The organism is Tardiphaga sp. GW822-FHT04G09, assembly GCF_058800725.1.
This window is the reverse complement of sequence record NZ_JBXAMO010000001.1, coordinates 647,297-673,175: the sequence shown is the minus strand read 5'-3', so window position 1 is coordinate 673,175 and position 25,879 is coordinate 647,297. Positions and strand designations below refer to the sequence as shown.

The following is a 25,879-nucleotide window of genomic DNA, read 5'->3' as shown; positions in this document are numbered from 1 at the left end:
GCGAAAGAAGGTCGATCGCAGCCCTCGACGGTTACGTCCTGTAGGCGACCCAGCCCCGGAACGTGAACCCCGCATAGAAAAGGGCGACGTCGGTGAAGCCTGCATCTCGCAACAGGGCTTCGTCCTGCTCCGGCGACAGCAGCTGCAAGCGTTCGCCGATCGCCGAGATCGCGTTCTCCGCATTGCCGGCCGGTACGCCCGATGCCACCGCAAAAGCAGCGTAGCGGGACAGCCACCTGGCCTTCTCCCCCTCGCCCTGGGGAAAGCTATGGTGGGCGACGACAAAGGGAGCGCCCGGCTTGAGCCGCCGGTGCACCTCGGCCAGCGTGCGTCGACGCTCCTCTTCCGGGATGAAATGCAGGGTCAGGATGCACGTCGCCGCGTCGAACGGCCCGCCGGGCGCGCCGTCGATATAGCCCTCATGGAGATCGACGCGCGATGCGAGCGGGCCCAGCGTGCGCCCGGCCAGTCCCAGCATCTCGGCCGATGGATCGACGCCGCAAAAGCGCCATCCGGGCTGTGTCTCGGCGAATGCCTTCAGCTCCAGCCCGCCGCCCGCGCCCAGCACGAGCACATGGGCGTCATCCGGTGCCCGTTCAGCGAGGAGAATACCCGCCATCTGCAGCAGGCCGAGGAAGCCCGGCACCTGCCGCACCGGGCCTTCTGCATAGCGTGCCACCGCCTCCGGATCGGAGAAGTATGACAATGGTGAACTACAGCGACCGCTTGAAGTAATGCGCGATTTCGCCAATGACGCCGCGGCGGAACGTCAGCACGCAGACCACGAAGATCACGCCCTGGATCACCGTCACCCACTGACCGAAGCCGGCAAGATATTGCTGCATGGCGATGATGACGAAGGCGCCAACCACCGGCCCGAACAGCGTGCCGAGGCCGCCGACCAGCGTGATCAGCACGATTTCACCGGACATGGTCCAGTGCACGTCGGTGAGCGAGGCGTTCTGCGCCACGAACACCTTCAGCGAGCCCGCGAAGCCTGCCAGCGTACCCGACAGGATATAGGCCAGCAGCTTGTACTGGTCGGTCTTGTAGCCCAGCGACACTGCACGCGGCTCGTTCTCGCGGATCGCTTTCAGCACCTCGCCGAATGGGGAGTTGATGGCGCGATAGATGATCAGGAAGCCCAGCGTGAAGCCGGCCAGGATCACGTAATACAGCGTGATCGGCTTCGAGAGATTGAACAGGCCGAACAGCGTGCCCTGCGGAATGCCCTGGATGCCGTCTTCACCATGGGTGAACGGCGTCTGCAGATAGACGAAGAACAACAGCTGCGACAGCGCCAGCGTGATCATGGCGAAGTAGATGCCCTGACGGCGGATGGCGATGAGGCCCGTGACGACTGACAGCGCGGCAGCGGCGACGACACCGACGACGATGCCGAGCTCGGGCGCCAAGCCCCACACTTTCAGCGCATGCGCGGTGCAGTAGCCGGCGGTGCCCAGGAACATCGCGTGGCCGAAAGACAACAGACCGCCATAGCCGATCAGGAGATTGAACGCGCAGGCGAGCAGCGCGAAGCACAGCGCCTGCATCACGAAGAACGGGTACACGCCGGTGAGCGGCACGACCAGCAACAGCGCGGTCATGATCGCAAAGGCGACCATCTCGTCCCTGACGGTGCGGCGGGGTCCGGGAATCGCATTTTCGGTGATCGTTGTCATATCAGGCAGCCCGTCCCGTCAGTCCGGATGGTTTCACAAGGAGCACCAGCACCATCAGCACGAAGACGACGGTATTGGAGGCCTCGGGGTAAAAATACTTGGTGAGACCCTCGATGATGCCGAGGGTGAAACCGGTGATGATCGAGCCCATGATCGAGCCCATGCCGCCGATCACGACGACGGCGAACACGACGATGATGAGGTCGGCGCCCATCAGCGGGCGCACCTGGTTGATCGGCGCCGACAGCACGCCGGCGAGCGCAGCCAGACCGACACCGAGACCATAGGTCAGCGTGATCATCAGCGGCACGTTGATGCCGAAGGCACGGACCAGCGTCGGATTTTCGGTCGCGGCGCGCAGATAGGCGCCGAGCCGCGTGCGCTCGATCAGGAACCAGGTCGCGATACAGACCACCAGCGAGAAGATGACGACCCAGCCGCGATAGATCGGCAGGAACATGAAGCCGAGATTCATGCCGCCCTTGAGCTGATCAGGGATGGCATAAGGCAGACCCGACGAGCCAAAATAGTTCTGGAACACGCCCTGGATGATCAGCGCCAGACCGAAGGTCAGCAGCAGGCCGTAGAGATGGTCGAGATTGGCGATCCACTTCAGCATGGTGCGTTCCATCACCATGCCGAACAGGCCGACCGCCAGCGGCGCCAGGATCAGTGCCGGCCAGTAGCCGATGCCGGCCAGATTGAGCAGGAAGTATGCCGCAAACGCGCCCATCATATAGACGGCGCCATGGGCGAAATTGATGATGTTCAGCATGCCGAAGATCACGGCGAGGCCGAGACTTAACAGCGCATAGAACGAGCCGTTGATGAGTCCGACCAGCAATTGCGCAGACAGGGCCTGTAGATTGATCGACATGTTGTTCTCAACTCTTATCGCAGGAAAGTATTGGCCCGGCAGCGTGACGCCGCCGGGCCAACGATCTTATTTCTTCAGCAGCGCACAGGTGCTCTTTTCGATCGGCGTAAACGCCTGGTCGGCCGGCACGGTACCAGCAAGCTTGTAGAAATCCCACGGCGCCTTCGATTCCGACGGCTTCTTCACCTCGAACAGATAGCCCGGGTGAATCTTGCGGCCATTGGCTTCGATCTTGCCCTGCCCGAACAGCGGATCGTCGGTCGGCAATTCCTTCATCTTGGCAACAATCTTGGCGCCATCATGCGGATTGCCGCCGAGCGCTTCCAGCGCCTTGAAGTAATGGATCAGGCCGGCATACACGCCCGCCTGCACCATCGACGGCGGAGCGCCGTTCTTCATCCGCGCCGCGAACTTCTTGGAGAAGTCGCGGGTCTTGTCGTTCAGGTCCCAGTAGAAGGTCTCGGTGAAACTGAGGCCCTGCGCGGTTTCGAGACCGATCGCCTTGACGTCCGTGATGAACAGCAGCAATGCCGCGAGCTTCTGACCGCCCTTGGCGATGCCGAATTCAGCCGCCTGTTTGATCGAGTTGGTGGTGTCGCCGCCGGCATTGGCCAGACCGATGACCTTCGCCTTCGACGACTGCGCCTGCAGCAGGAAGGACGAGAAGTCGGCGGTGTTGAGCGGATGCTTGACGCCACCGACCACCTTGCCGCCCGAGGATTTGACGACTTCCGAGGTATCGCGCTCAAGCGCGGCACCAAAGGCGTAGTCGGCGGTCAGGAAGAACCAGCTGTCGCCACCGGCCTTCACCATCGCCTGCCCGGTCGAATGCGCCAGCATATAGGTGTCGTAGGTCCAGTGCACGGTATTCGGCGAACACTGCGCGTTGGTGAGATCCGACGTCGCGGCACCCGAATTGATGTAGACGCCGTTCTTCTCCTTGACGATGTTGTTCACCGCCAGCGCCACGCCGGAATTCGGCACGTCGACGATGGTGTCGACCTTGTCGACATCGAACCACTGCCGCGCGATGTTGGAGCCGATATCCGGCTTGTTCTGGTGATCGCCGGAGATGATGTCGATCTTCCAGCCCTTGGCCATCAGACCGGAATCCTCGGCAGCCATCTGGGCGGCGAGCGTCGAGCCCGGCCCGCCGAGATCGGCGTAGAGGCCGGACTGATCGCTGAGCGCGCCGATCTTGACGGTCTTGTCCTGTGCCATGGCGATACCCGCCATGGCCAGCGAAAGCGCCGTACCGAGAAGTGCAGTAGAGATCGTATTTCTCATGACTTCCTCACAATAGACAATTCAACAACATGAAAAGGCGCGAAGGTTCACTTACTTCTTCAGGAGCGGACAGCTGCTCTTGTCGAGTGGCGTAAAGGCCTGGTCGGCGGGAATGGTTGCCACCAGCTTGTAGTAATCCCAAGGTCCTTTCGACTCTTCGGGCTTCTTGACCTCGAACAGATAGGCCGGGTGCAGCTTGCGGCCGTTCGGCTGGATCGTACCCTTGCCGAAGATGATGTCGTCGGTCGGGGTCGCCTTCATCTTGTCGACGATCTTCAATCCGTCATGGGAGTTGCCGCCCATCGCGTCGAGGGTCTTGAAGTAGTGGATCAGCGATGAGTAGACGCCAGCCTGCACCGTGGTCGGCATGGCCTTGTTCTTCGCGCGGTTCTGGAACCGCTTGGAGAATGCACGGGTACCGTCGTTGAGATCCCAATAGAAGGTCTCGGTCAGGTTCAGGCCGTTGGCAACGGGCAGACCGAGCGAATGGACGTCGGTGATGAACATCAGAAGGCCGGCCAGCTTCTGGCCACCCTTGACGATGCCGAATTCCGACGCCTGCTTGATCGAATTGATGGTGTCGCCGCCGGCATTGGCGAGGCCAATGACCTTGGCCTTGGATGTCTGTGCCTGCAGCAGGAACGACGAGAAGTCGGCGGTGTTGAGCGGCGGACGGACGCTGCCGAGCACCTTGCCTCCGACAGCGTTGACGGCGTTGGTGGTGTCGCGCTCGAGCGCCGTCCCGAAGGCGTAGTCCGCGGTCAGGAAGAACCAGGTATCGCCGCCGGACTTGGTCAGCGCGGTGCCGGTGCCGTTGGCGAGCTGATAGGTGTCGTAAGCCCAGTGAATGGTGTTCGGCGAGCACTGCGCGTTGGACAGGTCCGACGTTCCCGAACCCGAATTCAGGTAGACGCCGTTCTTTTCCTTGACCACGTTGTTGACGGCGAGACCGACCGACGAGGTCGGCACGTCGACGACGACGTCGAGCTTGTCGCGATCGTACCACTGACGCACGATGTTGACGCCGATATCAGGCTTGTTCTGGTGATCACCGACCAGCACGTCGATCTTCCAGCCCTTGGCGACGAGACCGGAGTCCTCGACCGCCATCTGCGCGGCAAGCACCGAGCCCTGCCCGGTGATATCGGCATAGAGGCCGGACTGGTCGTTCAGCACGCCGATCTTGGCGGTCTTGTCCTGGGCGAACGCAAGCGAGCTTGCGCTCATCATCAGCGCAAAACCCAGCAGCGACGTCGAAACGACTTTTTTCATTCTGTGCTTCCCTACCCGTATTGATGGTTGTGTCTATCGTCGGACCGTTGGCTCGGTCCGTTATTCGATAATTAGACGCCGAGATACGTATGCAGCTTGTCCATGTTCGCCGAAAGCTCAGAATTGGCGAAACCATCGATGATCTTGCCGTGTTCGACGATGTAGTAGCGATCCGCCACCGTGGCCGCGAAACGGAAGTTCTGTTCGACCAGGAGGATCGTGAAGCCTTCCGACTTCAGCCGCGCGATGGTGTGGCCGATCTGCTGAATGATGACCGGCGCCAGACCCTCGGTCGGCTCGTCCAGCATCAGGAAGCGCGCACCCGTGCGCAGGATACGGCCGATCGCCAGCATCTGCTGCTCGCCGCCGGAGAGCTTGGTGCCTTGGCTGTTGAGACGCTCTTTCAGGTTCGGAAACAGCTCGAAGATCTGATCCAGCGACAACCCGCCCGGCCGGATCGTCGGCGGCAGCATCAGGTTCTCTTTGACGTCGAGGCTGGAAAAGATGCCACGTTCTTCCGGGCAGAATGCGATGCCCTGCTTCGCGATCTTGTCCGACGAGGTCTTGATGATCTCGTTGCCTTCGAATTTTATCGAGCCGGTGCGCTTGCCGATGATGCCCATGATGGACTTCAGCGTCGTGGTCTTGCCGGCGCCGTTGCGACCGAGCAACGTGACGACTTCGCCCGGCTTCACGTTGAAATTGATGCCGTGGAGAATATGCGACTCGCCGTACCAGGCTTCGAGGTTCTCGACCGTGAGAACGGGATTGCCTGTCGCTGCCGTTTTTGCCGGTGTGGCCATTGTGATCTCAGCCATGCCCGGCTCCCAGATAAGCTTCCTTGACGCGCTCGTCCTTGGTCAGGTCGGCATAGCTGCCTTCCGCAAGAACCTTTCCGCGAGTCAGAACGGTAATGATGTCCGACAGGTTGGACACGACGCTGAGGTTATGTTCGACCATCAGGATGGTGTACTTCGCCGAGATGCGCTTGATCAGCGCGGCGATCTTGTCGATGTCCTCGTGGCCCATGCCGGCCATCGGCTCGTCGAGCAGCATCATCTCGGGATCGAGCGCCAGGGTGGTGGCGATCTCCAATGCCCGCTTGCGGCCATAGGGCATCTCCACCGCCGGCGTATTGGCGAATTCGCTGAGGCCGACATCGTCGAGCAACTCGGCCGCGCGGTGATTGTACTGATCCAGCACGGTCTTGGAGCGCCAGAAGTCGAATGACGACCCGTGCTGACGCTGCAGTGCAACACGGACATTTTCCAGTGCCGTCAGATGTGGAAACACCGCCGAGATCTGGAACGACCGCACCAGGCCAAGGCGCGCCACGTCGGCGGGCGCCGTCGCGGTGATATCCTTGCCCTTGTAGAAAATCTGTCCGGCTGACGGCTGCATGAACTTGGTCAGCAGATTGAAACAGGTCGTCTTGCCGGCGCCGTTAGGGCCGATCAATGCGTGAATGGTACCGCGGCGAACTTTGAGACTGACATCGCGGACTGCGAAAAAGCCCGCAAATTCCTTGGTCAATCCGTTGGTTTCGAGAATGAACTCATCGGTCAAGCAAATTTCCCCCATCGACCTTCCTGGCGCGTGTCTCCACCAGTGGCCAATTTTTTGCGCGTCCGCATTTCGGGGAAAACTGAAAGTTGTCCCCGCGCGGCCACATCGAGTGGCGCGAATATGCCGTCAACGCGACGATGAACGCAAGGTGCAATGCGGCACAATTGCGTGGACCGCCTGTCGCACCGACTTCGTCCTTAGTCGTAGGCAGTTAGGCCTGCGCACATGCACAGAGCAGAGCCTGGCTGTGATCGGTCCATTGTGCAGAACGCACCACCCGTTTGCGCCGCAAACGACCCTCAAAAAATCGCCTGTTAATTGTATTGCGAGGTGACTTCCCGCATTCACTGATTATTTGCTCGCTGCGCCCATACTGCCTCAATCAATATCAGGGAGATCGTTGCCGTGGACCTCCAGAGCGCCGACGCGTCCGTGGTGAAGTCCATTCGGCAGCGCGATCTGCTGAACTGTTGGCTGCGGCTCTATGCGGCGCGACAGGCCCTGCCCGACATCACAGACTATCGCCCGGAGCGGATGGACGAGGAACGTCCTGATCTTGTCGATTACATCGTGGATCACAGCACGGCACCGCCGCGGCTCATCATCGACAGCAACGGCACCCGCATGGCGAGCGCCTATGGCACCACCGGCAAGGGCCGCTATCTCGACGACTATCTCGGTCCGATCCTCGGTCCTGTCGTGCTGCCGGCCTATCATGAATGTATCGCGCGCAAACTGCCGACCTATACGGTGTCGATGATCGACGACGTCAACGGCCGCGTTGTCGCCTATGAGCGGATGTTGATGCCGTTCTCATCAGGTGATGGCGTCACACATATCATCGCATCTCTCAAAACCATCAGCGAGGACGGTGGATTCGAAATCAAAAATCTGATGCGCGGCCATCACAGCGCGCCGGTGCCGAAACTCCGGGCCGTGATCGATCGCAGCCTCTCCTATCGTGCGCCGCACCGGCTCGCGGCCGGCGACGTCGTCGAGATCGACTGATCGCTATTTTACGTCTTTTGCGTAAATCTCCGGCTTGAAGCCGACTACGAGCTTGCCGCCAAGATCGAGCACAGGCCGCTTGATCATCGAGGGCTGCTCGAGCATCAGCGCGATTGCCTTGCTCTCGTTCAAACCTTCCTTGGCAGCGTCATCGAGCTTGCGGAATGTGGTGCCAGCGCGATTGAGCAGCGTTTCCCAGCCGACCTCCTTGGCCCAGCGCTGCAACCGCGCTCTGTCGATACCCTCGGCCTTGTAGTCATGGAAACTATAGGCGACGCCGCGGCCATCGAGCCAGGCGCGCGCCTTCTTCATCGTGTCGCAATTCTTGATGCCGTAGATGGTGATGGCCATGAGATGTCGCCGTGCCTGCCAGGAGTGATCGCCGTTCTGACCTGACTAGCAGATCAGACAGCCCCGGCTGACCGCAATCCGGGATCATCCACAGAGACCGCCGACGATGCTGGCACGCATCATCGGCTCCTCCTTCAGATCTCAGACAGCACGTCTGCGGTTCGCGAATATCAGCCACAGCGCCGACACCAGGAAATAGAAGGCGCCGAAGCCCGCATAAGGCGCGATGTCCAGGATCGTGGGCACTGCCGCGCCGCCAGCCTGCTTGATAAAAAACAGCCCGGCCGCAGTCGATTGTGCGCCACTCAGGATCATCGCCCACTGCGCGCCGAATGCGCGCCAGCGTCGAACGCCCGTCACGAGCTGCGCGAGGCCTGCCAGCGCCGCCCAGACGCCGAACACCGCCAGTACCGCATTCATCCCCGTCCGCAAGGCGATCGCTACCGCCAATGCGGCGATGAGGCTGACCACCACATTGAGCGCCTGCGGAGGATTGGCCAGTAGCCCGCCGCTGCCATTGGCGTCGAACCAGTTCGCCAGCGCATCCCAGGCGGGATAGCTGACAAGCAGGACAGCCGCCGCTCCGGCAGATGACACGCCAGCCGTGGCGGCAGCCGCCACCCAGGCTGCCGCGACGATGCCGCGGACAAGATAGTAACGTGAGAGATCGCTGGTTGCCGCGGACTGCAGGCTGGCGGTTCCCTGTGGGACGGTCATGTTGGTCTCCATCGAAGCTGGGACCGGGCACCCGCAACCGGCATGGCGAATGAACTCGGTCAAATTAAATATTGCGATAACTAATATCGCGATATGTTTATCGAGCCAGACCGACCGCCTTGTCCAGAACTATTTATCGCGATATACATTATTGTGATACTGACGTGAGGAGAATTTCCGTGGTGCCCGCCGACATTCCGCTGGATCACCAGCTCTGTTTTTCGCTCTATAGCGCCAGCATGGCCATCGGCAGGGCCTACAAGCCGCTGCTCGACGCACTGGAGATCACCTACCCGCAATATCTCGTGCTGAGCACGCTGTGGGAGGGCGGCGCGCAGAGCGTCGGCGGCATCGCCGACCGGCTGGCGCTGGAATCGAGCACGGTCACGCCGCTGGTGAAGCGGCTCGAACAGGCCGGCTTCGTCGCGCGCAAACGCAACCCGGAAGATGAGCGGCAGGTCGTCGTCAGCCTCACTGCCAAGGGCATGGGTCTGCGCAAAAAATCCCGCTGCCTTGGCGAGACGTTGTTCGCCGCGGCCGGCATGACGCCGGAGCGGTTGATCGCCCTGAACGGCGAGGTCCATGCCTTTCGCGATGCCGTGGCCAACTACACCGGCAAGACAGGCGCAACCGCGACGGAGCCCGCCGACTGACGCAGATGACCCACGACAGGTCGCCTGCGAATCTGACGTAAGATACCGCACCCATTCAGCGCCGGAGCGATCATGGAATTTACCGCCCTCTTTCTGGCGATCCTCATCACGATGCTCGTTGCCTGGTACGGCGGCCGCACGCTCGCGCTATCTCTGTTCGCCGTTGTGCTGATCGCCTGCGTGGCAACCTTCCTGCACCACGCCACCAACGCGCTGAAACTGTCGTTCTGAGGCCATCATGACCTCACAGCGCGCGATCGCCCTCAACGTCCTCGCACTCTACGCCCTCGCCGCGCTGCTCGCGGCCGCCTTTGCTGCGCAACTGCTGCTCGGCGAGTTACCCTGTCCGCTGTGCCTGTTGCAGCGGATCATGTTCGCACTGCTTGCCATCGGCCCGATCCTCAACATTCGCTTCGGCCCGCGTCCCAGCCATTATGCACTGTCATTGCTTGCAGCCGTGGTTGGCGCCGCCGTCTCGACCCGGCAGGTGCTGCTGCACATCATGCCCGGCGACGCCGGCTATGGCACGGCACTGCTCGGCTATCACTATTACACCTGGGCACTGATCGGCTTCATCGCGGCCATCGTTCTGCTGTCGCTTGTGCTGCTGTTTGATCGGCAATTCGAGAAGGACCCCGCCGTTCACTCGACGCCCAGTGTTATCGCGCATGTTGCCGTCTGGCTCGTGATCGGCCTGACCGCCGCGAATGTCGCCTCGACCCTGCTCGAATGCGGCTTCAAGGCCTGCGCGGATGATCCCATGGTGTATGAGCTGTTGAAACGATAGCCACCGCGACACAGAATCACCAACGGCTATAATTCCAGTCGCCGTGTAATCCCGACATTCTCCAGAAACGTCTCGTCGTGGCTGACGATCACGAGCGCGCCATCATAGGCCCGCAGGCCGGCTTCCACGGCTTCGATGGAATCGACATCAAGATGATTGGTCGGCTCATCGAGGATCAGCAATGGCGGCGGCGTCATGCCGCCCATGGCACAGGCGAGACCGGCGCGCAGCATCTGCCCTCCGCTCAGCTTGCCAACCATCTGAAGCGCAGCATCGGCGCGAAACATGAATCGCGCCAGCGCGGCGCGGCAGGCATTCTCGTTCGCTTGCGGATGAAGCCGTCGAAAATTATCGCGGATCGTTCGCGACGGATCGAGCAGACTGACCTGCTGATCGAGCATGGCGAAATGGACCATCATCCGTACCGCGCCGGCCATCGGCTGGATCGCGCCGGTGATGAGGCCTAGCAGTGTCGTCTTGCCGGAGCCGTTCGGACCGGTCACCGCCACACGTTCCGGACCAGTGATGACGAACGACAGATTATGGATGATCGGCGCCGCCTCCGCTGCATAACTGAAGCTCACATCGTCCATCTGCAGAACTCCCCTGCGAGCCGCAAGTGCTGTCGGCGGAACGGTGACTGACAACGGCTGCAGAATTTCGATGTGCTCTCGCGCGGAAGCCAGCCCATCCTTTGCCTGCGCCTGCCGACGTTCCGCCAGCCGCGCATGCTCGCCGCCGGTGTCTTCGCTGCGATCTTTCAAACCGCCGAGCGCGATCCGCGGGATGCCACCCTCCGCGCTCTTGCGACGCCCCGCCTGATCCCGGCGCGCCTGGCGCTCCGCCGTAGCCTGCGCCTGTCGTGCCAGCGCATCCACGCGCTTCTCGGCATCGGCAAGCTGATGCTGCGCGGCTGCTAGGTCGTGCGCCTTGCGGGTGCGATAGTGTGTCCAGTTGCCGCCGTAACGCGTGGCGCCGAGCGACGTCAGCTCAATGGTTGCATCCATCGTATCGAGCAATTCGCGATCATGGCTGACGACAATGGCTCCCGCACGCCAGCCGGCCAGCAGATCGATAACCGCCCGTCGGCCGTCACGGTCAAGATTGTTGGTCGGCTCATCCAGCAGCAGAAAATCCGGATCGGCAAAGACCAGCGCGGCCAACGCGACGCGCGTCCGCTGGCCGCCGGAAAGTGCTGACAGCGCAGTATCATGGCGAACATCGAGTCCAACGCGCCCCAATGATCTTGCCATCCGGGCTTCAATGTCCCAGTCGGCCTGCGCCAGCTCTTCGGCCGTGGCCGTGCCACCTTCCGCGCGGGCGAGAAGATCGAGCGCATCGGTGACGCCGAACAGATCGGCGACTGTCTCGCCAGGACGGAGCTGCAGCGCCTGCCGCAACACCGCCAGCCTCCCATGAACGCCCACACTGCCCTGATGAGGCGCGAGATCGCCGGATATCACGCGCAGCAGCGAGGACTTCCCGATGCCGTTGCGGCCGACCAGGCCGACGCGCTCGGCGCCGAAACCGAGATTGAGATTGGTGAAAAGCGAGCGGCCGTCAGGCGTCGCGACAGACAGATCGGATACAGCGATATGCGATGGCATGGACGAAATTCTCCCGGGAAACAAAGCGAAGCGGCGTTGTGACCTGGGCGAAATCCATCGAAGCACACATCCTGTTGAAATGACGATGGCGGCTGACTAATCGCCAACTGCGGCGCGCTTGTGGCGTTGGCAAAATCGCCCGACCCCTCTAACAACGACACCATGACCGAGATCACCGCTATCGCTGCCGCCTTCGCTCCGTTCGAAACGCTGGCCTCTTCGCTTCTGCATCACGTCAAGACCGACGACGGCTCGCATGACGTCGCGCATCTGGCACGCGTGTGGTCCAATGCCCGCTCGATCCAGCAAATCGAAGGCGGCGATCCGGAAATCCTGGCTGCCGCCACATTGCTCCACGACTGCGTCTCCGTCGAAAAGAGCTCGCCGCTGCGCGCCAGTGCCTCACGCCTTGCCGCCGAACATGCACTCACCCTTCTGGCCCCGCTGGGCTGGGCCAGCGATCGGCTGGACCGCGTCGCCCACGCCATCGCGGCGCATAGTTTCTCGGCCAGGATCACGCCTGAAACGCTCGAGGCAAAGATCCTGCAGGATGCAGATCGGCTGGACGCCATCGGCGCCGTCGGCATCGCGCGCTGTTTCTACACCGCCGGGCGGATGCAATCCTTCCTGTACGATCCCGAGGATCCCGCCGCCCGCCATCGCGCCTTCGACGATCGCAATTTTGCAATCGATCATCTTCCGGCAAAATTGCTGACGCTCGCGGACGGCTTCAATACGGCTACAGGCAAACGCATGGCGCAGGAACGCCACGCGCGGACCGAGGCTTTCCTGACGGCGTTTCTGACCGAGGTCGGCGTTTCGTGAAATGGGCGCTTACGGCGCCCACTTCGTGAACACGTAATCCCGCTCCTTCACGCGTGCCTCGTGGCACGCAAAGCAGGTTTCGTGCTGCGCCTGATCCACCGGCTTGCCGTTAATGAAGCGGCCGAAGCCCCAGCCACCTGACGCCGCATATTTCTTCGAATCCTTCACCATCACCTGAACCGTTGTGGCGGCACCGGGGATCGAGGCGGATTCGAATTCAGGCGACTGGGTGTGCTTCCAGGCCAGCTTCACCAGCACCGTGCCATCGGGAAAGGGCAGCCTGCCATCCTGATAGGCCCTGACCGCGATGTCGTTGCCGACCACGGCGCGCAGCTCGTTCAGAGGCTCAGCCTCCTGCGCGGGCGCGATCAACTCCCATTTGCGGGAGCCATCGGGAATCGTGACGCCGTAGATCGGCGACGCGTTGTCCGGATTGGCGGTATTGGCGGCAAAGGCCGCCGCTACCGCCGATGACACCACGCCTGCGGCGAAGCTCGCTGCAAGAATCCATCGCATCGCGGATCCCCCTCAGCGCGCCATCGCGTCGGCATCGATGATCGCCTGGGCGAATTCGCGCGGCGCTTCCTGCGGCAGGTTGTGGCCGACGCCGCCATTCACCGTGCGGTGCTCGTACTTGCCGGTGAACTTCTTCGCATAGGCCTTGGGATCGGGATGCGGCGCGCCATTGGCGTCGCCTTCCATGGTGATGGTCGGCACGGCGATCACGGGTCCCTGCGCCAGCCGCTTTTCCAGCTCATCATACTTCGCCTCGCCCTGGGCGAGTTCAAGCCGCCAGCGATAATTATGGATCGTGATCGCGACGTGATCGGGATTCTCGAACGCCTTGGCCGAGCGGTCATAGGTGGCATCGTCGAAATTCCACTTCGGCGAGGCGAGCTTCCAGATCAGCTTGGCGAAGTCGTGCCGGTACTTGTCATAGCCCAGCCGGCCACGCTCCGTGGTGAAGTAGAACTGGTACCACCATTCCAGCTCCGCCTTCGGCGGCAGCGGCATGCGGTTCGCCTCCTGGCTACCGATCAGATAACCGCTGACGGCGACCAGCGCCTTGACGCGCTCTGGCCAGATCGCAGCGAGAATGTCGGCCGTGCGGCCGCCCCAGTCATAGCCGCCGACCACGGCCTTCTCGATCTTCAGGGCATTCATGAAGTCGATCATGTCGGTGACGAGTGCCGCAGGCTGGCCATTGCGCACTGTCGCATCGGACAGGAAACGTGTCGCGCCATAGCCGCGCAGATACGGGATGATGACGCGGTAGCCGGCCGCGGCCAGCAGCGGCGCGACGTCCACATAGCTGTAGATGTCATAGGGCCAGCCGTGCAGCAGCAGCACCACGGGGCCGTTGGCCGGGCCGTCCTCGGCATAGGCGACACTGAGGTCGCCAGCATTGATCTGCTTCAGCGGCTTGAACGAGGTGTGCGTGCCGCGCGTGACGGCCGGGAGCTGCTTGCCGGCCTTCTGCGCTGCCGCCGGGCCAATGCCAGCGAACGGCACCGCTGCCAGACCCATGATGGCCGCGCCCAGCAGACTGCGGCGGTTGAAGTGGCTGGTGTCGCGCTTGTCATTCGTCATGGTGCAGATCCTCCGGGCTATGACGGTTGAGGCCGTCGGTGTCCGGACCATGCCCCCGCGCCGGCAGCGCCGCTTGAAGAATTCGTGGGTTTTCTCTTGAGAACGCCATGATTTGTCGTTGAGACGGGGTGTGCTAGGGGACGGTCCTGCGCACAAGGCCTTGGCACGACAACAGGTATTGGACCCCCTATCTTGCTGTTCAGGTTCGACGAATTCAGCCTCGACACTGACCGGCGGGAATTACGGCGGGGGACCAATGCGGTGGCCGTCGAGCCGCAGGTATTCGACGTACTGGCATTCCTGATCCGCTCACGCGATCGTGTGGTCAGCCGCGACGAGCTTCTGGCCGAGGTCTGGCACGGCCGCATCGTGTCCGAGGCGACGCTCAGCAGCCGGGTCAATGCCGCGCGCACGGCCATCGGCGACAATGGCGAGCAGCAACGGTTGATCCGCACGTTACCGCGGAAGGGGTTTCGCTTCGTCGGCGAGGTCATCGAACAGACCAACAGCCCCTCTCCGCTCGTGGCGACTGCGCCCTCCACTACGCTCCTGCCGGAAGCCGCCACCCCCGAAGGGTTGTCGATCGCGGTGCTGCCCTTCAACAATATGAGCGCGGACCCCGAGCAGGATTATTTCGGTGACGGTATCGCCGAGGAAATCATCACCGCGCTGTCGCGCTGCAGCGGGTTGTTCGTGATCGCGCGCAACTCGTCCTTCACCTACAAGAACAAGCCGGTCGATCTCCGCGAGGTCGGCCGCACGCTTGGCGTCAACTACGTGCTTGAAGGCAGCGTCCGCCGCGCCGGCGAGCGGCTCCGCATCATCGCGCAATTGATCGACGCCCGCTCCGGCGCGCATCTGTGGGCTGATCGTTTCGATGGCGAGCGCAGCGACGTGTTCGACCTGCAGGACCGCATCACCGAGCGCGCCGTCGCCGCCATCGAGCCCACGTTGCGCATCGCCGAGATCGAGCGGCGCAAACACAGCCGGCCGAACGCGCCCGATGCCTATGACCTGCTGCTGCGCGCCTCCGGCTACGAACACGATTTCACCCCTGAAAGCATGACCGCCGCGCTGGATTGCCTGCATCAGGCTCTGGTCATCGATCCGACCTACGCCCCGGCAATGGCGGCCGCCGCCTATTGCCATGCGCAGCGCCATTTCCAGGGCTGGATCGGCTCGGACGACGCCCATCGCAGCGAAGGCCTTGCGCTCGCGCATCGCGCCATCGAACGCATGCCGAACGACCCGCAAATCCTCTGGATGGCCGCCTTCGCGATCTGGAATCTGGCAGAGACGCAAAGCGCAAAGGACGCGGCCATTGAGCTATTCAGCCGCTCGCTCTCCATCAATCCCAACTCCGCCACTGCACTCGCGCTCGCCGGATGGATCGAGACCATGCGCGGCCAGCAGCAAGCCGGTCGCGCCTTGCTTGATCGCGCTCGGCGGCTGAACCCGCTCGATCCGCACGGCTGGTTCGTTTCCGGTGCGCTCGCGATCGCGGCGATCATCGACGAGAACTATCACGAAGCGATCGCGTGGGCCGATAAAGCCTTGCTGCAAAACCGCCGCTTCGCCGTCGCGCTGCGGGCGCTGGCGGTGGCACTGGTTAAGACCGGCGAGCATGAACGCGCGGCGCAGGTGGTCGAGGAACTGCTCACCATCGAGCCGGAGCTGACGGTCTCCGCTTTCTTTGCGCGGATTCCCGTCCCCGTGGAGTCAATGGCGCAAACCTATGCCGCCGCCCTCAAAGCCGCTGGGCTGCCGGAATGACCGTCCGCCCGCTCGTCCGCTATCCCGATCCGCGCCTCGCGCAGCCGGCCGCACCTGTCACGGTATTCGACGATGCGCTGCGCGCTCTCGCCGACGATCTGCGCGACACCATGCATGCCGCTCCCGGCATCGGCATCACCGCGCCGCATATCGGCGTGTCCCTCCGCGTGGTCGTGCTCGATCTCGGCGATGGCGCCAAGACCTATGTGAACCCGGAGATCACATGGGCCACGTCCGAACTGATCATGCATCAGGAAGGCAGCGTCTCGATGCCCGGTGTGAATGATGACATCCAGCGTCACGCGCGCATCCGGATCAGCTATCAGGATCTCGACGGTCAGATGCAGACGGAGGAGTCCGACGGCCTGCGCGCGGTGTGTCACCAGCACGAAATCGATCAGCTCAACGGCATGTTCTGGCTTCAACGCCTGTCGCGCCTCAAGCGCGAGCGGCTGATCAAGCGGTTCGAGAAGTTGTCACGCGCCTGAAGCGCGCGACAACCGTCACGTCCGCCACTGCTATTGGCGGCATCGGCCGGAAATCAGCCTGAGCCAGGGTACGGTATGGAACAAGCTCATGAAGGCATACATCACCGCCATGCCACTCCACGGCGATGAATGCGACGTTGAACAGAGCAGGTCCGGCGAACTGCCATCGAGCACACCCGTCAGCAGCGCCATCAGTGCGAAGGCCGGTGCGGCCGCAAGGCATAGCCAGTCGGCGGCCGGCGCAAGGCTACCCATTTTCCAGCGATAGGCCTTCGCACGATCGACGTCGTCGATGGCGCTACTCATCGGTCTTCCGGAACGTCGCCTCTCCGGCGGCCGAGACCTCGACCCATTTCTTGTCGGGTGCGGCGCCGGCGACGTAGTTGTCGTGCCAGTTCCACCATTTGTAGGTCGGAGTCTGCGGATAGCCTTCCGGCGAGTCCTCCCAGACCTCCTGGCGGCCGAGCGGCGTCGCGTCGAGATAGCTCCAGGTGGTCCCCATCGCCTCGTCGCCCCGGCTGTTGATGAAATAGGTGCGGAACACGCGGTCGCCGTCGCGGAAGAACACGTTGTGGCCGTGCCACTCGTCCACGCCGAAGTCGGCGTCGAAACTGTCCGTGATGGTGACCCAGGGCATCTCCCAGCCCATCCGCTTTTTCAGGCGGGCGATATCCGCCTGCGGTGCCCGCGAGGCATAGACGAGCGTGGTGTCGCGGGCATTCAGATGTGCGAGATGCGCAACCTGATCCGCCCCGAGCGAACAGCCGCGGCAGGCGTGATCGGGCCAGCCGAACACGCCGGGCTCGAAAAAGGCGCGGTAGACGATCAATTGACGGCGGCCGTCGAACAGGTCGAGCAGGCTGGCTTTGCCATCGGGCCCTTCGAACGCATAGGCCTTCTCCACCGCCATCCACGGCATCCGCCGGCGTTCGGCCGCCAGCGCATCGCGCGCGCGCATCACAGCCTTCTCCTTCACGAGCATGTCCGCGCGCGCTGCTTCCCATGCCTGCGGTGACACAATCGGTGGTGTTTTTATCGGTGCCGTCATGGTCTTCTCTCCACTGTCGTCCATCGTCATGCGTTGCCGACACGACTTGCCGGTTGATCGTCGTGAGGTAGATTAGGACCCGGCAATGGACGGGTGGGAGTGACAAGTGTGGCGGGATTTGAATGGACTCCCTGATCACCGCCGCAGGTCATGCGCTCGCCGCGGGTGATCCGCTGGGCGCATTGAAGCGTGTTGCATTGCGCGATGACGCGCCGGCACTTGCGCTGCGCGGCATCGCGATGGCTCAGCTCGGCGATTTCGCGCGCGCGAAGGATCTCGTGAAACGAGCCGCGCGCGCCTTCGGTGCGAAGGAACCAGTGGCGCGTGCGCGGTGCATCGTCGCCGAGGCGGAGATTGCGCTTGTCTCGCGCGATCTGAACTGGCCCAGCAAGACGCTCGACGCCGCACGGCTGACACTCGACGCCCATGGCGACCATGTGAATGCGGCCTATGGCGGCTATCTCGACGTGAGGCGCCTTCTGCTCATCGGACGTCTCGACGAAGCCGAACGAAAACTCGGCGCCCTCGATCTCGCGCCTCTGCCGCCCGCCTTGCATACGGCTCACGCGCTGATCGTCGCCGGCATCGCGATGCGCCGCCTGCAGGCGAAAAAGTCACGCGCCGCCATTGCCGACGCGCAGCGTGCCGCCCGCCTCGCCCGTATCCCCGCGCTGACGGCTGAGGTCGACAGTGCATCCCGGCTCCTCGACGCGCCCGCTGCGCGTCTGATCGCACGCGGCGGCGAACGCATGCTGCTGCTCGACGACGTCGAGGCGCTGCAGAATTCGAAATCCGTCGTCATCGATGCCTGCCGGCACGTCATCCGCTGCCAGAAGACCGAGCTGTCGCTGGCTACCCGGCCTGTCCTGTTCGCCCTCGCCCGCGCACTTGGCGAAGCATGGCCTGCGGATGTTTCGCGCGAAACGCTGCTGGTACGCGCATTCCGCGCCAGACATGCCGATGACTCCCATCGCGCACGGCTCCGCGTCGAGATGGGACGGCTGCGCAAACTGCTTGCGCCGCTGGCCGAGGTGAACGCGACCAAGCCCGGTTTTGCGCTGGTGTTACGCCGCGCCCGCGACGTCGTCGTGCTGGCGCGGCCGGTCGAGGAAGAACACGCCGCAGTGCTCGCGCTTCTCGCCGACGGAGAAGCCTGGTCGAGTTCGGCATTGGCGCTGGCGCTCGACACCAGCCAGCGCAGCGTTCAGCGGGCACTGGACGAACTGGCGGTGGCAAATAAGGTGCAACCATTCGGCCGCGGACGGGCGCGCCGCTGGATGTCACCATCCCTGCCGGGACTCGCGACCATGTTGTTACTCCCGCCGCCGCTACCGGATCATTAGGGTCGTCGCCATCGTCACGAGGGAAACGTTCATGAAAACATCGGCAGCAGAAATTATCCGTGAATATGGACCCTTCGAGGGTGTCGACGGCGTGCATGGCGTCACCTATGACGGCACACAGGTATGGTTCGCATCGGGCGACAAGCTCAACGCACTCGACCCCGAGACCGGAAAAACGCAGCGCTCCATCGACATCGCGGCCCATGCCGGTACCGCGTTCGACGGCAAGCATCTGTTCCAGATCGCCGAGGACCGTATCCAGAAGATCGATCCACAAACCGGCCGCGTGCTGAACACCATCCCGGCGCCGGGCAATGGCGGCGACTCCGGCATGGCATGGGCGGAGGGCACACTCTGGGTCGGGCAATATCGCGAGCGCAAGATCCACCAGATCGATCCCGACACCGGCAAAATCCTGCGCACCATCGAGAGCAACCGCTTCGTCACCGGCGTGACCTGGGTCGATGGCGAACTCTGGCACGGTACCTGGGAAAACGACGAGAGCGACATCAGGCGCATCGATCCGCAAACCGGCGAAGCGCTGGAGAAGCTCGCACTGCCGGCAGGCAGTGGCGTCTCCGGCCTCGAGTCAGATGGCGCCGATCAGTTCTTCGCCGGCGGCGGAGCCAGCGGCAAGGTGCGCGCGATCAGGCGACCGAAGCGAACGTGAAAAGCAACGAGCGGCGCCGTGCTTACTTCTTCCCCTGCGGATAGATCGTCTCGCCCTTCTTCAACATCTCGACGAAGGCCGCAATCCGCTTTTTGCGGCCGGCTTCGGTCTTCATGTTGTGCACCCGAAATGCCAGCGAGAAGCGGTTCTGAGCGCTGAGCTTGGCCAGCATCGCACGGGCCTTCGGCTCGGCGTCGATCGCGGCCTGCAGATCGGCGGGGATCGCCATATCCTTGCCGCTGCCATAGGCGCGATCCCAGCGACCATCACTTTTCGCAGCCTCTACAAGGACGAGGCCGTGTTCGGTCATGCGCTCCTCTTCAATGAGGCGCGCAATATTGTCGACATTGATCTTGCTCCACACGCTCTTCTTGCCGCGCGGTGAATAGCGCTGCAGAAAGCTGGTCTCGTCCACCCCTTTGCGGATGCCGTCGATCCAGCCCCAGCACAGCACAACATCGATCGCCTCCTTCGGCGTGATCGAGGCGAGACCAGATTTCAGCTTGTGAATCTTGATCCAGACCTCACCGGCCTTGTCGTGGTTCTTGCCGAGCCATTTATAGAAGGCGTCGGCGCTCTTGAACTCGCGCACATTCGCGGGATCGACTTTGACGGGTGCCATGCTCTGTCCTGACAGCTGCGCGTCGCACTAGCGCGCGTCCAGCCCCATCTGCCAGAAGTCAGCTTCCAGGCGCGACGCCTGGCCGAACAGTTTGGCGAGCTCCGTAAAGCGGCGCTCGGTCATCGCGCGCGCCGCGAGATCGTCGAGATGGCGGCGCGCTGTCACCGCGATATCCTGATAGGCGTCGCCGGCATATTCGCCGATCCAGTCGCGATACGGATGATCGCCCAGTGCATCGGCACCACCCGGCGCCAGCTTGCGGCCGATCTCCGCATAACCGATCACGCAGGGCGCCAGCGCCACATGCAGGTCGAGCAGATCGCCGGCAGCACCGCAATCCAGCACGAAGCGCGTATAGGCCACCGTCGCCTGCAGCTCGGGCGCCGCCTCGATATCGGCCGGCGACAATCCCCAGCGCCCGCACAGTTTTACGTGAAGCTCCATCTCGCCGAGAATGGCCGCAAGCCCGCCTTGCGCCGCTTTCATGTCGTCGAGCGTCCGGCTCTTATAGGTCGCCAGCGCATAAGCCCGCGCGAACTGGATCAGGAAAAGATAGTCCTGCACGAGGTAGGTTCGAAAAGCGGTCTCGGGCAGCGTGCCGGCGCCGAGCTGGCGGACGAAGCTGTGATCGACATAAGCAGACCAGTCGTCAGCGGCTGCGGCCTTGAGGCGGTCAAAGATGTCCATGTGTCGAATCTCACTTGCCGTCGTCGAGGCTCACCAGCACCGCCGCATTGGCAATGAGGATGCCGTCGCCGCCGCTCTCGGCGGGAATGTCGAGGCCGCCTTTGACAGCCGTGACGGTCACCGTGCCGTAGGGCAATTCCTTGGCGACCGCCGATGTGTCGACCTCATCCGGATTGGGCACCGCGATGGTCACGTCGACAAACATGTCGTGCGGCGTCTTGCCGACCATCCTGAAGAAGCCGACGCTGGAATGGCGGATCGCGTCCGACACCGCGCGTTTCGCAGCCTTGGTGGCGTCGCGGCCGTGGACGTCGACGCCCATGCCCATCTCGGTGATACAGCGCACCTTTGCCATGTGTTGTACTCTCCATTTATTCTCAATTGCATTGCGGCGAACTTAAGCAATCTCCTGCATCGCGCGCCAGTCCGTTGCCGTCACGCCCGCGCGATCAGCGACCGGCCATGGTGCAGCCTGGCTGCGGCGCGATCTCGCCCAATCCGCGAACGGAGACGAGCTCCTGCCCCTGCGTCCTGGCGATGAACATGTTCATGGCCGCATAGTGGTTCGCATCGATGGTGACGGGACCCGTTGGCGACGGGATGGTGATTCCTGCCAGCGCATCGACGATGGCCTCCTTGTCGACCTTCCCTGCTTTCTCGATCGCAGCCTTCAGCGCGATCAGCGTGTTGTAGTGGGTCATGACATAGTTCGATACCACCGCGTCGGCGTCACCTTCAGCGCGCACCTTGGCGACAAATGCCTTCATCTCCGGCGCGTCGCTCGTCGCGACCGACGGCACCACCGCGATCATGTTCTGGCCCTTGCCGCGAAACACACCGAGATCGACCTCGGACAAGCCCAGAAATGCGACCGTCGTGTTCTTGAACAATCCCTGATCGTCCGCCTGCCGGATGAAATCCATGCCGTCGCCCTTCAGCGCGAACAGCAACACCTTCGCCTTGCTCGCCGCCACCTGCGCAATCAGCGGCGTGAAATCCTTTTCGGTCCCCAGCGTATATTGCGTGCCAACGATTTTTCCGCCGAGCTTCTCGATTAGCGGCTTGGCCATGTCGAACATCTGGTGCGGCCAGACGCGATCGGCGCCGAGCAGGAAATAGCTGTTGCCGACGGCCTCGTTCACATAGGGCAGCAGCTGGCCGAGATCCTGGTTCGGCACCGTGCTGAACGAAAACACATAGCGGCTGCATGTGCCGCCTTCGAAATTCGTGGCGTAGAGCAGCGGCGTCTTCGAGCTCTCGGCGAGTGGCGCGATGGCATTGAAATTGGCCGAGGTGACGGGGCCGACCACCGCAACGACGCCGCTGTCGATCACCGACCGCATCGCGCTCTCGGCAGAGGCCGGCCGGGTCTTGTCGTCGGCATAGATGACCTCGACGGGCCTGCCGAGAATGCCGCCCGCCGCGTTGATCTCCCTGACGGCGAGATCGAGCCCGAGTTTTGCCTGCTGGCCATAAAGTTCGACACCGCCGGAAAACGGCAGGACCGCGCCGACACGAATGGCATCGGCAGCATTCGCAGCGGAGCTGAGCGCCAAAGACCCCAGCAGGAATGCGAGCGTCATGACTCGTGTGACAAGCAGTTTCATGCGCGCTTCCCTCTGCCATGGGTTGCGCTGTCGGCGCCCCCGAGCTCGCCGTCATGATTGCCCCGGAAAGATCGCAGCGCGCAAGAGCCGATCAAGGCTCTGTCTGCTCAGGGCAACGTGGTCGACCTTGGTCCGGGTACAGCACGCGCGGGCGCGTCCGTGACCGGCGCAACAGGCACAGGGGGTTCGGATACGTCCGTTGCGGGAGCTGCAGCCACTGGCGCGACGCTGTCCGGGACGATGGAGACTGGTGCCCCGGCCACGGGAGCCGGAGGGACTGCCACTGCGGTGGCCGGCGCAGGAGCGGCCGGAGCCACAGGAGCAGGTGCAGCCGCCGGAGGCACTGCAACATTCATCATCGGCTTGCAGAGCATCACGGCCGCAGCCGCGGCGGTCAGTGACGCCAGACTCTGGAGCTCCGGCGCTTGTCGCGGATCGCGTGCCACCGCGGCCGCTTCGTCGCGAAGCCGCTCGTTGCAGTCGCAGGTAGGTATGCCACTGGTCGGCGTGCAGGCATCATGATTCATGCAGGCGAGATCGAGGGCGTCGATGGGGGGCGTCCCCGGCCGATTGCCGGCACCGCAGTAATTGCCGTGAATCAGCGTCGCGCCGTCGGTGGCGACAGCAGGGTTGTTGCCGGCGGCGCGACCGCCAGACACCCTCTCCTGCGCATGCAACGACGCGGTTGCAAGGACGGTGCATGACATCAGCAGCGCCGCAGAGCAGCAGCGCAGCCACGGAGCGATGGACGAAGGCTTGATCATTTTGGAGGGGTCCGCCTGGCACCGACGCAAGATGTCGGCCGCCAAGCATACGCGCGGCGCGGCCTTAGGTTCCCGACCGGGATTTCCGGGTTCCGCAGATCATTGCCCTCAGCCCGCCATCAGCTCCTTCGCCAGCGCCATATAGGCCGGCAGCGTTGCTGGATCGTTGGCGGCATTACCGGCAACCGGATGCGACGCATAGCGTGCGATTACCATCTCGGCCTTGGGATCGATATAAAGCCCCTGACCATAGACGCCGCGCGCCATGTAGGCGCCATGGGCATTGTGGGTCACCCACCACTGGTTGCGATAGGACGCGCCGGGCAGCGTGGTATAGCCGGCCGGCTTGAATTTCGCGGGATCAGCGCCCTTCTCGATATCCTCGACCACCGCAGCCGGCACGATCTGGCGACCATTGAAGCGACCGTGATTGCGCATCACCTCGCCGAAGCGCGCAAGATCGCGCAGCGTCGTCGAGAGGCCGCCGCCACCGCTCTCGGTGCCTATGCGGTCGACATGATAATGCGCGTCCTCCTCCGCGCCCATCGGCGCCCAGATGCGCTCGGACAACAGATCGGACAGCGTCATGCCGCTGGCACGGCGGCAAATCCAGGCCAGAACATCGGTGTTCACGGTCTTGTAGGCGAAAGCCTTGTCGTGCTCTCCCTGCTTGGTCTGCGTGCAAAGGAAACTGAAGATGTCGGTCGCGCCGCCATAGTCCGGCGGAATCGGCGCCATGCCGTTGGCGCGCCGCAATCCCCACACATCGGAATTCTTGTCGGTATAGACCTCGGTATAGGTGAGCCCAGTGGTCATATCCATCACCTCACGCACCCGAGCATCGCCGAATGCGCTGTCCTTCAGCTCCGGCACATAATCGGTGACGGGCGCCTGCGGATCGATCTTGCCTTCGGCAACCAGAATGCCGGCCAGCGTGCCGGTAAATGACTTGGTCACCGACATGGCGATATGCGGCTTGTGCGGCTTCAGCGCGCCGGCATAGCGCTCGTAAATCAGCTTGCCCTTGTGCAGCACCGCGATGCCGTCGGCATAGGTCTCATCGAACATGCGGGCGAAGGTCATCGGCCGGCCATCCATCGTGACCGATTTCGACGCAGCGATATCGCGCTCCGCGCGCGGCAGCGTGGATGCAGGCCCCGCCCCGCGCCAGACATTCACGGTCGGCACCAGCTGGCGGATATTGCTCCAGGCCCAGCGCAGCTCGGGGAAGTTGCGGAACGAGCCGTCGTGGAAAGTGATGAGCTTGTCTTGCGGCGGTGGAAAGCCTTGCATGAAGCCAAGCGTGTTCGGATCGGTCTCGGCGGCGGTGGGGGCTTGGCTCGGTGCAGGCGCGTCAGACATCAAGGCTCTCCGGAGGATGGTGAGCCAGTCGTAACATCGCGGAGCATGACGCACATCCCGCGTTTGAGCGGGGGTGCATTGATCAGTCGCATGTCGTCTGGCGCGGCTACTGCACGCGACCGTCCTTCACTTGAACTGCCACCTCATCCTTGATCACTCTGAATCGAGCGTGTGGCGCCGTAGTTTCATCTCCAAGCTGGCAGCTCGCCCGATGGTCAATGCTCTCGGTTTCGAAGAATATCGTGGTCCGGCGAGGTTCGATGACGGGTTCGGCCCGCGAAATTCCGTGGTCCAAAATAGAAGTCGGTTGTCGGGAGACGCGCCGGTCGTTCGTCCTGTGGATGCGAAACACCCGGGTGGAGAGAAACAATGCCCACGATTAGCGCCTTTGAACGATCTCCCGATCGCGGAAGGGGATTGGCGCGCGACATGGGCGTTCGCTGGGCGCTCGAAGAAGTGGGCCAGCCTTACGACGTCCGTCTACTGTCGTTCACCGCGATGAAGGAGCCCGCGCATCGCAGGCTTCATCCCTTCGGACAGATTCCGACCTACCAAGACGGCGATCTCATGCTATTCGAGTCGGGCGCGATCGTCTTCCATATCGCGGAGCGCCATCCGGGCCTGCTGCCAGACGATGCGCATGCCCGCGCGCGTGCGATCGCCTGGATGTTCGCCGCACTCAGCACCGTGGAGCCGCCGATCGTGGAGCGCGGAACCGCCATACTCACGGAGCGCGACAAGCCCTGGTACGCGACGCGCCTGCCGATCCTCGACGATCGCGTCCGTGCCCGACTGGGAGACCTTTCCATCCGCCTTGGCAATGCCGACTGGCTCGACGGCAGGTTCAGCGCCGGTGACCTGCTGATGGTGACGGTACTGCGCAGATTGAATGGATCAGGACTATTGGAGGCCTATCCGAACCTCTGCGCCTACATCGCCCGCGGCGAAGCGCGCCCCGCCTACAAGCGCGCCTTCGCCGATCAACTGGCGGTCTTCACCGGCACGCCACCGACCGGCGAGTAAAGGGCCGCTCTAGACTAACTCGAGCCTTTCATAGAAGCGGCGCAGGCTTGGTTTGTAGAGGTCTAGAAGGCTTAGATCTGTCGCTTCTGACATTAGCGACTAATCGACTAACCTCCGTGCCGAGCGGCGTTCAAAACTACGCCCCGTCACTCCCACTCGATCGTCCCCGGCGGCTTGCTCGTAATGTCATACACCACGCGATTGATGCCCGCTCGCGTACCAGCCCCGCGGCGCGGCAGGTGTTCACCTGCCAACGCCGGTCTTTGAACA

General features: G+C 62.9%; 30 protein-coding genes and 1 pseudogene. 10 read left to right on the top strand and 21 right to left on the bottom strand.

The annotated features are described in order from the left end of the window. Nucleotides 1-31: 31 nt before the first annotated feature. From AC1RLZ_RS03230 to AC1RLZ_RS03200, 7 genes are all read right to left on the bottom strand, one after another. A complete protein-coding gene (locus AC1RLZ_RS03230) occupies nt 32-706 on the bottom strand; it encodes a class I SAM-dependent methyltransferase (RefSeq protein ID WP_493187437.1) in 675 nt (224 codons plus the stop codon). A 7-nt stretch (nt 707-713) separates the two neighbouring features. Then, nucleotides 714-1,682 carry a branched-chain amino acid ABC transporter permease gene (locus AC1RLZ_RS03225; protein ID WP_493187436.1) on the bottom strand — a complete coding sequence of 323 codons (969 nt, stop codon included), beginning with the start codon at nt 1,680-1,682 and terminating at the stop codon, nt 714-716. 1 nt (nt 1,683) lies between these two features. Then, nucleotides 1,684-2,559 carry a branched-chain amino acid ABC transporter permease gene (locus AC1RLZ_RS03220; RefSeq protein WP_371425065.1) on the bottom strand — a complete coding sequence of 292 codons (876 nt, stop codon included), beginning with the start codon at nt 2,557-2,559 and terminating at the stop codon, nt 1,684-1,686. Between the two features lie 66 nt (nt 2,560-2,625). Then, nucleotides 2,626-3,846 carry an ABC transporter substrate-binding protein gene (locus tag AC1RLZ_RS03215; protein WP_493187435.1) on the bottom strand — a complete coding sequence of 407 codons (1,221 nt, stop codon included), beginning with the start codon at nt 3,844-3,846 and terminating at the stop codon, nt 2,626-2,628. A 51-nt stretch (nt 3,847-3,897) separates the two neighbouring features. Then, nucleotides 3,898-5,118, bottom strand: a complete 1,221-nt coding sequence (locus AC1RLZ_RS03210; protein WP_493187434.1) for an ABC transporter substrate-binding protein — start codon at nt 5,116-5,118, stop codon at nt 3,898-3,900. Between the two features lie 71 nt (nt 5,119-5,189). Then, a complete protein-coding gene (locus AC1RLZ_RS03205; protein ID WP_493187433.1) occupies nt 5,190-5,936 on the bottom strand; it encodes an ABC transporter ATP-binding protein in 747 nt (248 codons plus the stop codon). After that, nucleotides 5,929-6,684: an ABC transporter ATP-binding protein gene (locus AC1RLZ_RS03200; protein WP_371425069.1), complete on the bottom strand. Its 756-nt coding sequence runs from the start codon at nt 6,682-6,684 to the stop codon at nt 5,929-5,931. The genes AC1RLZ_RS03205 and AC1RLZ_RS03200 overlap by 8 nt, the downstream gene beginning before the upstream one ends. Nucleotides 6,685-7,089: 405 nt before the next feature. Between AC1RLZ_RS03200 and AC1RLZ_RS03195 the strand changes: the two genes are divergently transcribed. Further along, a complete protein-coding gene (locus AC1RLZ_RS03195; RefSeq protein WP_493187432.1) occupies nt 7,090-7,692 on the top strand; it encodes a PAS domain-containing protein in 603 nt (200 codons plus the stop codon). 3 nt (nt 7,693-7,695) lie between these two features. On the opposite strand, the gene AC1RLZ_RS03190 is transcribed toward AC1RLZ_RS03195, so the two are convergent. Further along, complete coding sequence (locus AC1RLZ_RS03190; RefSeq protein ID WP_493187431.1) at nt 7,696-8,043, bottom strand: ArsC family reductase; 348 nt, start codon at nt 8,041-8,043, stop codon at nt 7,696-7,698. A gap of 141 nt (nt 8,044-8,184) precedes the next feature. After that, nucleotides 8,185-8,760, bottom strand: coding sequence for a DUF308 domain-containing protein (locus tag AC1RLZ_RS03185; protein ID WP_493187430.1), 576 nt, complete (start codon nt 8,758-8,760; stop codon nt 8,185-8,187). Nucleotides 8,761-8,939: 179 nt separating this feature from the next. Between AC1RLZ_RS03185 and AC1RLZ_RS03180 the strand changes: the two genes are divergently transcribed. From AC1RLZ_RS03180 to AC1RLZ_RS03170, 3 genes are all read left to right on the top strand, one after another. Continuing rightward, the gene (locus AC1RLZ_RS03180) at nt 8,940-9,413 is read left to right on the top strand and encodes a MarR family winged helix-turn-helix transcriptional regulator (protein ID WP_493187429.1); all 474 of its coding nucleotides are present in this window, start codon (nt 8,940-8,942) and stop codon (nt 9,411-9,413) included. Nucleotides 9,414-9,485: 72 nt separating this feature from the next. Next, entirely contained in the window at nt 9,486-9,644 is a 159-nt protein-coding gene (locus tag AC1RLZ_RS03175) for a DUF5993 family protein (RefSeq protein ID WP_493187428.1), read from the top strand. A gap of 7 nt (nt 9,645-9,651) precedes the next feature. Next, nucleotides 9,652-10,200 carry a disulfide bond formation protein B gene (locus AC1RLZ_RS03170; RefSeq protein ID WP_493187427.1) on the top strand — a complete coding sequence of 183 codons (549 nt, stop codon included), beginning with the start codon at nt 9,652-9,654 and terminating at the stop codon, nt 10,198-10,200. 26 nt (nt 10,201-10,226) lie between these two features. Here the strand turns inward: AC1RLZ_RS03170 and AC1RLZ_RS03165 are convergent, their stop codons facing one another. After that, on the bottom strand, nt 10,227-11,807 hold the full coding sequence (locus AC1RLZ_RS03165) for an ABC-F family ATP-binding cassette domain-containing protein (RefSeq protein WP_493187426.1): 1,581 nt from the start codon (nt 11,805-11,807) through the stop codon (nt 10,227-10,229). Nucleotides 11,808-11,969: 162 nt separating this feature from the next. On the opposite strand from AC1RLZ_RS03165, the gene AC1RLZ_RS03160 reads away from it, so the two are divergent. After that, nucleotides 11,970-12,632, top strand: coding sequence for an HD domain-containing protein (locus tag AC1RLZ_RS03160; protein ID WP_493187425.1), 663 nt, complete (start codon nt 11,970-11,972; stop codon nt 12,630-12,632). A gap of 9 nt (nt 12,633-12,641) precedes the next feature. On the opposite strand, the gene AC1RLZ_RS03155 is transcribed toward AC1RLZ_RS03160, so the two are convergent. Then, nucleotides 12,642-13,148, bottom strand: coding sequence for a cytochrome P460 family protein (locus AC1RLZ_RS03155; protein WP_493187424.1), 507 nt, complete (start codon nt 13,146-13,148; stop codon nt 12,642-12,644). A 12-nt stretch (nt 13,149-13,160) separates the two neighbouring features. After that, nucleotides 13,161-14,159, bottom strand: coding sequence for an alpha/beta fold hydrolase (locus AC1RLZ_RS03150; protein ID WP_493187529.1), 999 nt, complete (start codon nt 14,157-14,159; stop codon nt 13,161-13,163). 255 nt (nt 14,160-14,414) lie between these two features. Between AC1RLZ_RS03150 and AC1RLZ_RS03145 the strand changes: the two genes are divergently transcribed. Together AC1RLZ_RS03145 and AC1RLZ_RS03140 are read left to right on the top strand one after the other, a co-directional pair. Further along, nucleotides 14,415-15,995 (top strand): winged helix-turn-helix domain-containing tetratricopeptide repeat protein, encoded by a 1,581-nt coding sequence (locus AC1RLZ_RS03145; protein ID WP_493187423.1) that lies wholly within the window; start codon nt 14,415-14,417, stop codon nt 15,993-15,995. Then, nucleotides 15,992-16,483 carry a peptide deformylase gene (locus AC1RLZ_RS03140; RefSeq protein WP_493187422.1) on the top strand — a complete coding sequence of 164 codons (492 nt, stop codon included), beginning with the start codon at nt 15,992-15,994 and terminating at the stop codon, nt 16,481-16,483. The genes AC1RLZ_RS03145 and AC1RLZ_RS03140 overlap by 4 nt, the downstream gene beginning before the upstream one ends. Nucleotides 16,484-16,513: 30 nt before the next feature. Here the strand turns inward: AC1RLZ_RS03140 and AC1RLZ_RS03135 are convergent, their stop codons facing one another. Both AC1RLZ_RS03135 and AC1RLZ_RS03130 read right to left on the bottom strand, forming a co-directional pair. Then, nucleotides 16,514-16,789 carry a hypothetical protein gene (locus tag AC1RLZ_RS03135; protein ID WP_493187421.1) on the bottom strand — a complete coding sequence of 92 codons (276 nt, stop codon included), beginning with the start codon at nt 16,787-16,789 and terminating at the stop codon, nt 16,514-16,516. After that, the gene (locus AC1RLZ_RS03130) at nt 16,782-17,531 is read right to left on the bottom strand and encodes a DUF899 domain-containing protein (RefSeq protein ID WP_493187420.1); all 750 of its coding nucleotides are present in this window, start codon (nt 17,529-17,531) and stop codon (nt 16,782-16,784) included. The genes AC1RLZ_RS03135 and AC1RLZ_RS03130 overlap by 8 nt, the downstream gene beginning before the upstream one ends. Nucleotides 17,532-17,653: 122 nt before the next feature. On the opposite strand from AC1RLZ_RS03130, the gene AC1RLZ_RS03125 reads away from it, so the two are divergent. Then, nucleotides 17,654-18,874, top strand: coding sequence for a helix-turn-helix domain-containing protein (locus tag AC1RLZ_RS03125; protein ID WP_493187419.1), 1,221 nt, complete (start codon nt 17,654-17,656; stop codon nt 18,872-18,874). A 31-nt stretch (nt 18,875-18,905) separates the two neighbouring features. Continuing rightward, the gene (locus tag AC1RLZ_RS03120) at nt 18,906-19,544 is read left to right on the top strand and encodes a Vgb family protein (protein ID WP_493187418.1); all 639 of its coding nucleotides are present in this window, start codon (nt 18,906-18,908) and stop codon (nt 19,542-19,544) included. A 22-nt stretch (nt 19,545-19,566) separates the two neighbouring features. Here the strand turns inward: AC1RLZ_RS03120 and AC1RLZ_RS03115 are convergent, their stop codons facing one another. From AC1RLZ_RS03115 to AC1RLZ_RS03090, 6 genes are all read right to left on the bottom strand, one after another. Continuing rightward, entirely contained in the window at nt 19,567-20,166 is a 600-nt protein-coding gene (locus AC1RLZ_RS03115; RefSeq protein WP_493187417.1) for a YdeI/OmpD-associated family protein, read from the bottom strand. A gap of 27 nt (nt 20,167-20,193) precedes the next feature. Further along, a complete protein-coding gene (locus AC1RLZ_RS03110) occupies nt 20,194-20,853 on the bottom strand; it encodes a TenA family protein (RefSeq protein ID WP_493187416.1) in 660 nt (219 codons plus the stop codon). A gap of 10 nt (nt 20,854-20,863) precedes the next feature. After that, on the bottom strand, nt 20,864-21,208 hold the full coding sequence (locus AC1RLZ_RS03105) for a Lin0512 family protein (protein WP_493187415.1): 345 nt from the start codon (nt 21,206-21,208) through the stop codon (nt 20,864-20,866). A gap of 94 nt (nt 21,209-21,302) precedes the next feature. Beyond that, nucleotides 21,303-22,460 carry a substrate-binding protein gene (locus AC1RLZ_RS03100; RefSeq protein ID WP_493187414.1) on the bottom strand — a complete coding sequence of 386 codons (1,158 nt, stop codon included), beginning with the start codon at nt 22,458-22,460 and terminating at the stop codon, nt 21,303-21,305. A gap of 107 nt (nt 22,461-22,567) precedes the next feature. After that, nucleotides 22,568-23,224 carry a phospholipase A2 family protein gene (locus tag AC1RLZ_RS03095; RefSeq protein WP_493187413.1) on the bottom strand — a complete coding sequence of 219 codons (657 nt, stop codon included), beginning with the start codon at nt 23,222-23,224 and terminating at the stop codon, nt 22,568-22,570. A 108-nt stretch (nt 23,225-23,332) separates the two neighbouring features. Continuing rightward, nucleotides 23,333-24,586: a serine hydrolase domain-containing protein gene (locus tag AC1RLZ_RS03090; protein ID WP_493187412.1), complete on the bottom strand. Its 1,254-nt coding sequence runs from the start codon at nt 24,584-24,586 to the stop codon at nt 23,333-23,335. 369 nt (nt 24,587-24,955) lie between these two features. Between AC1RLZ_RS03090 and AC1RLZ_RS03085 the strand changes: the two genes are divergently transcribed. Next, nucleotides 24,956-25,609: a glutathione S-transferase family protein gene (locus AC1RLZ_RS03085; RefSeq protein ID WP_493187411.1), complete on the top strand. Its 654-nt coding sequence runs from the start codon at nt 24,956-24,958 to the stop codon at nt 25,607-25,609. Nucleotides 25,610-25,755: 146 nt separating this feature from the next. On the opposite strand, the pseudogene AC1RLZ_RS03080 reads toward AC1RLZ_RS03085, so the two are convergent. After that, a pseudogene (locus tag AC1RLZ_RS03080) lies at nt 25,756-25,818 on the bottom strand (GMP synthase (glutamine-hydrolyzing)); the annotation flags it as partial. Nucleotides 25,819-25,879: the final 61 nt, after the last annotated feature.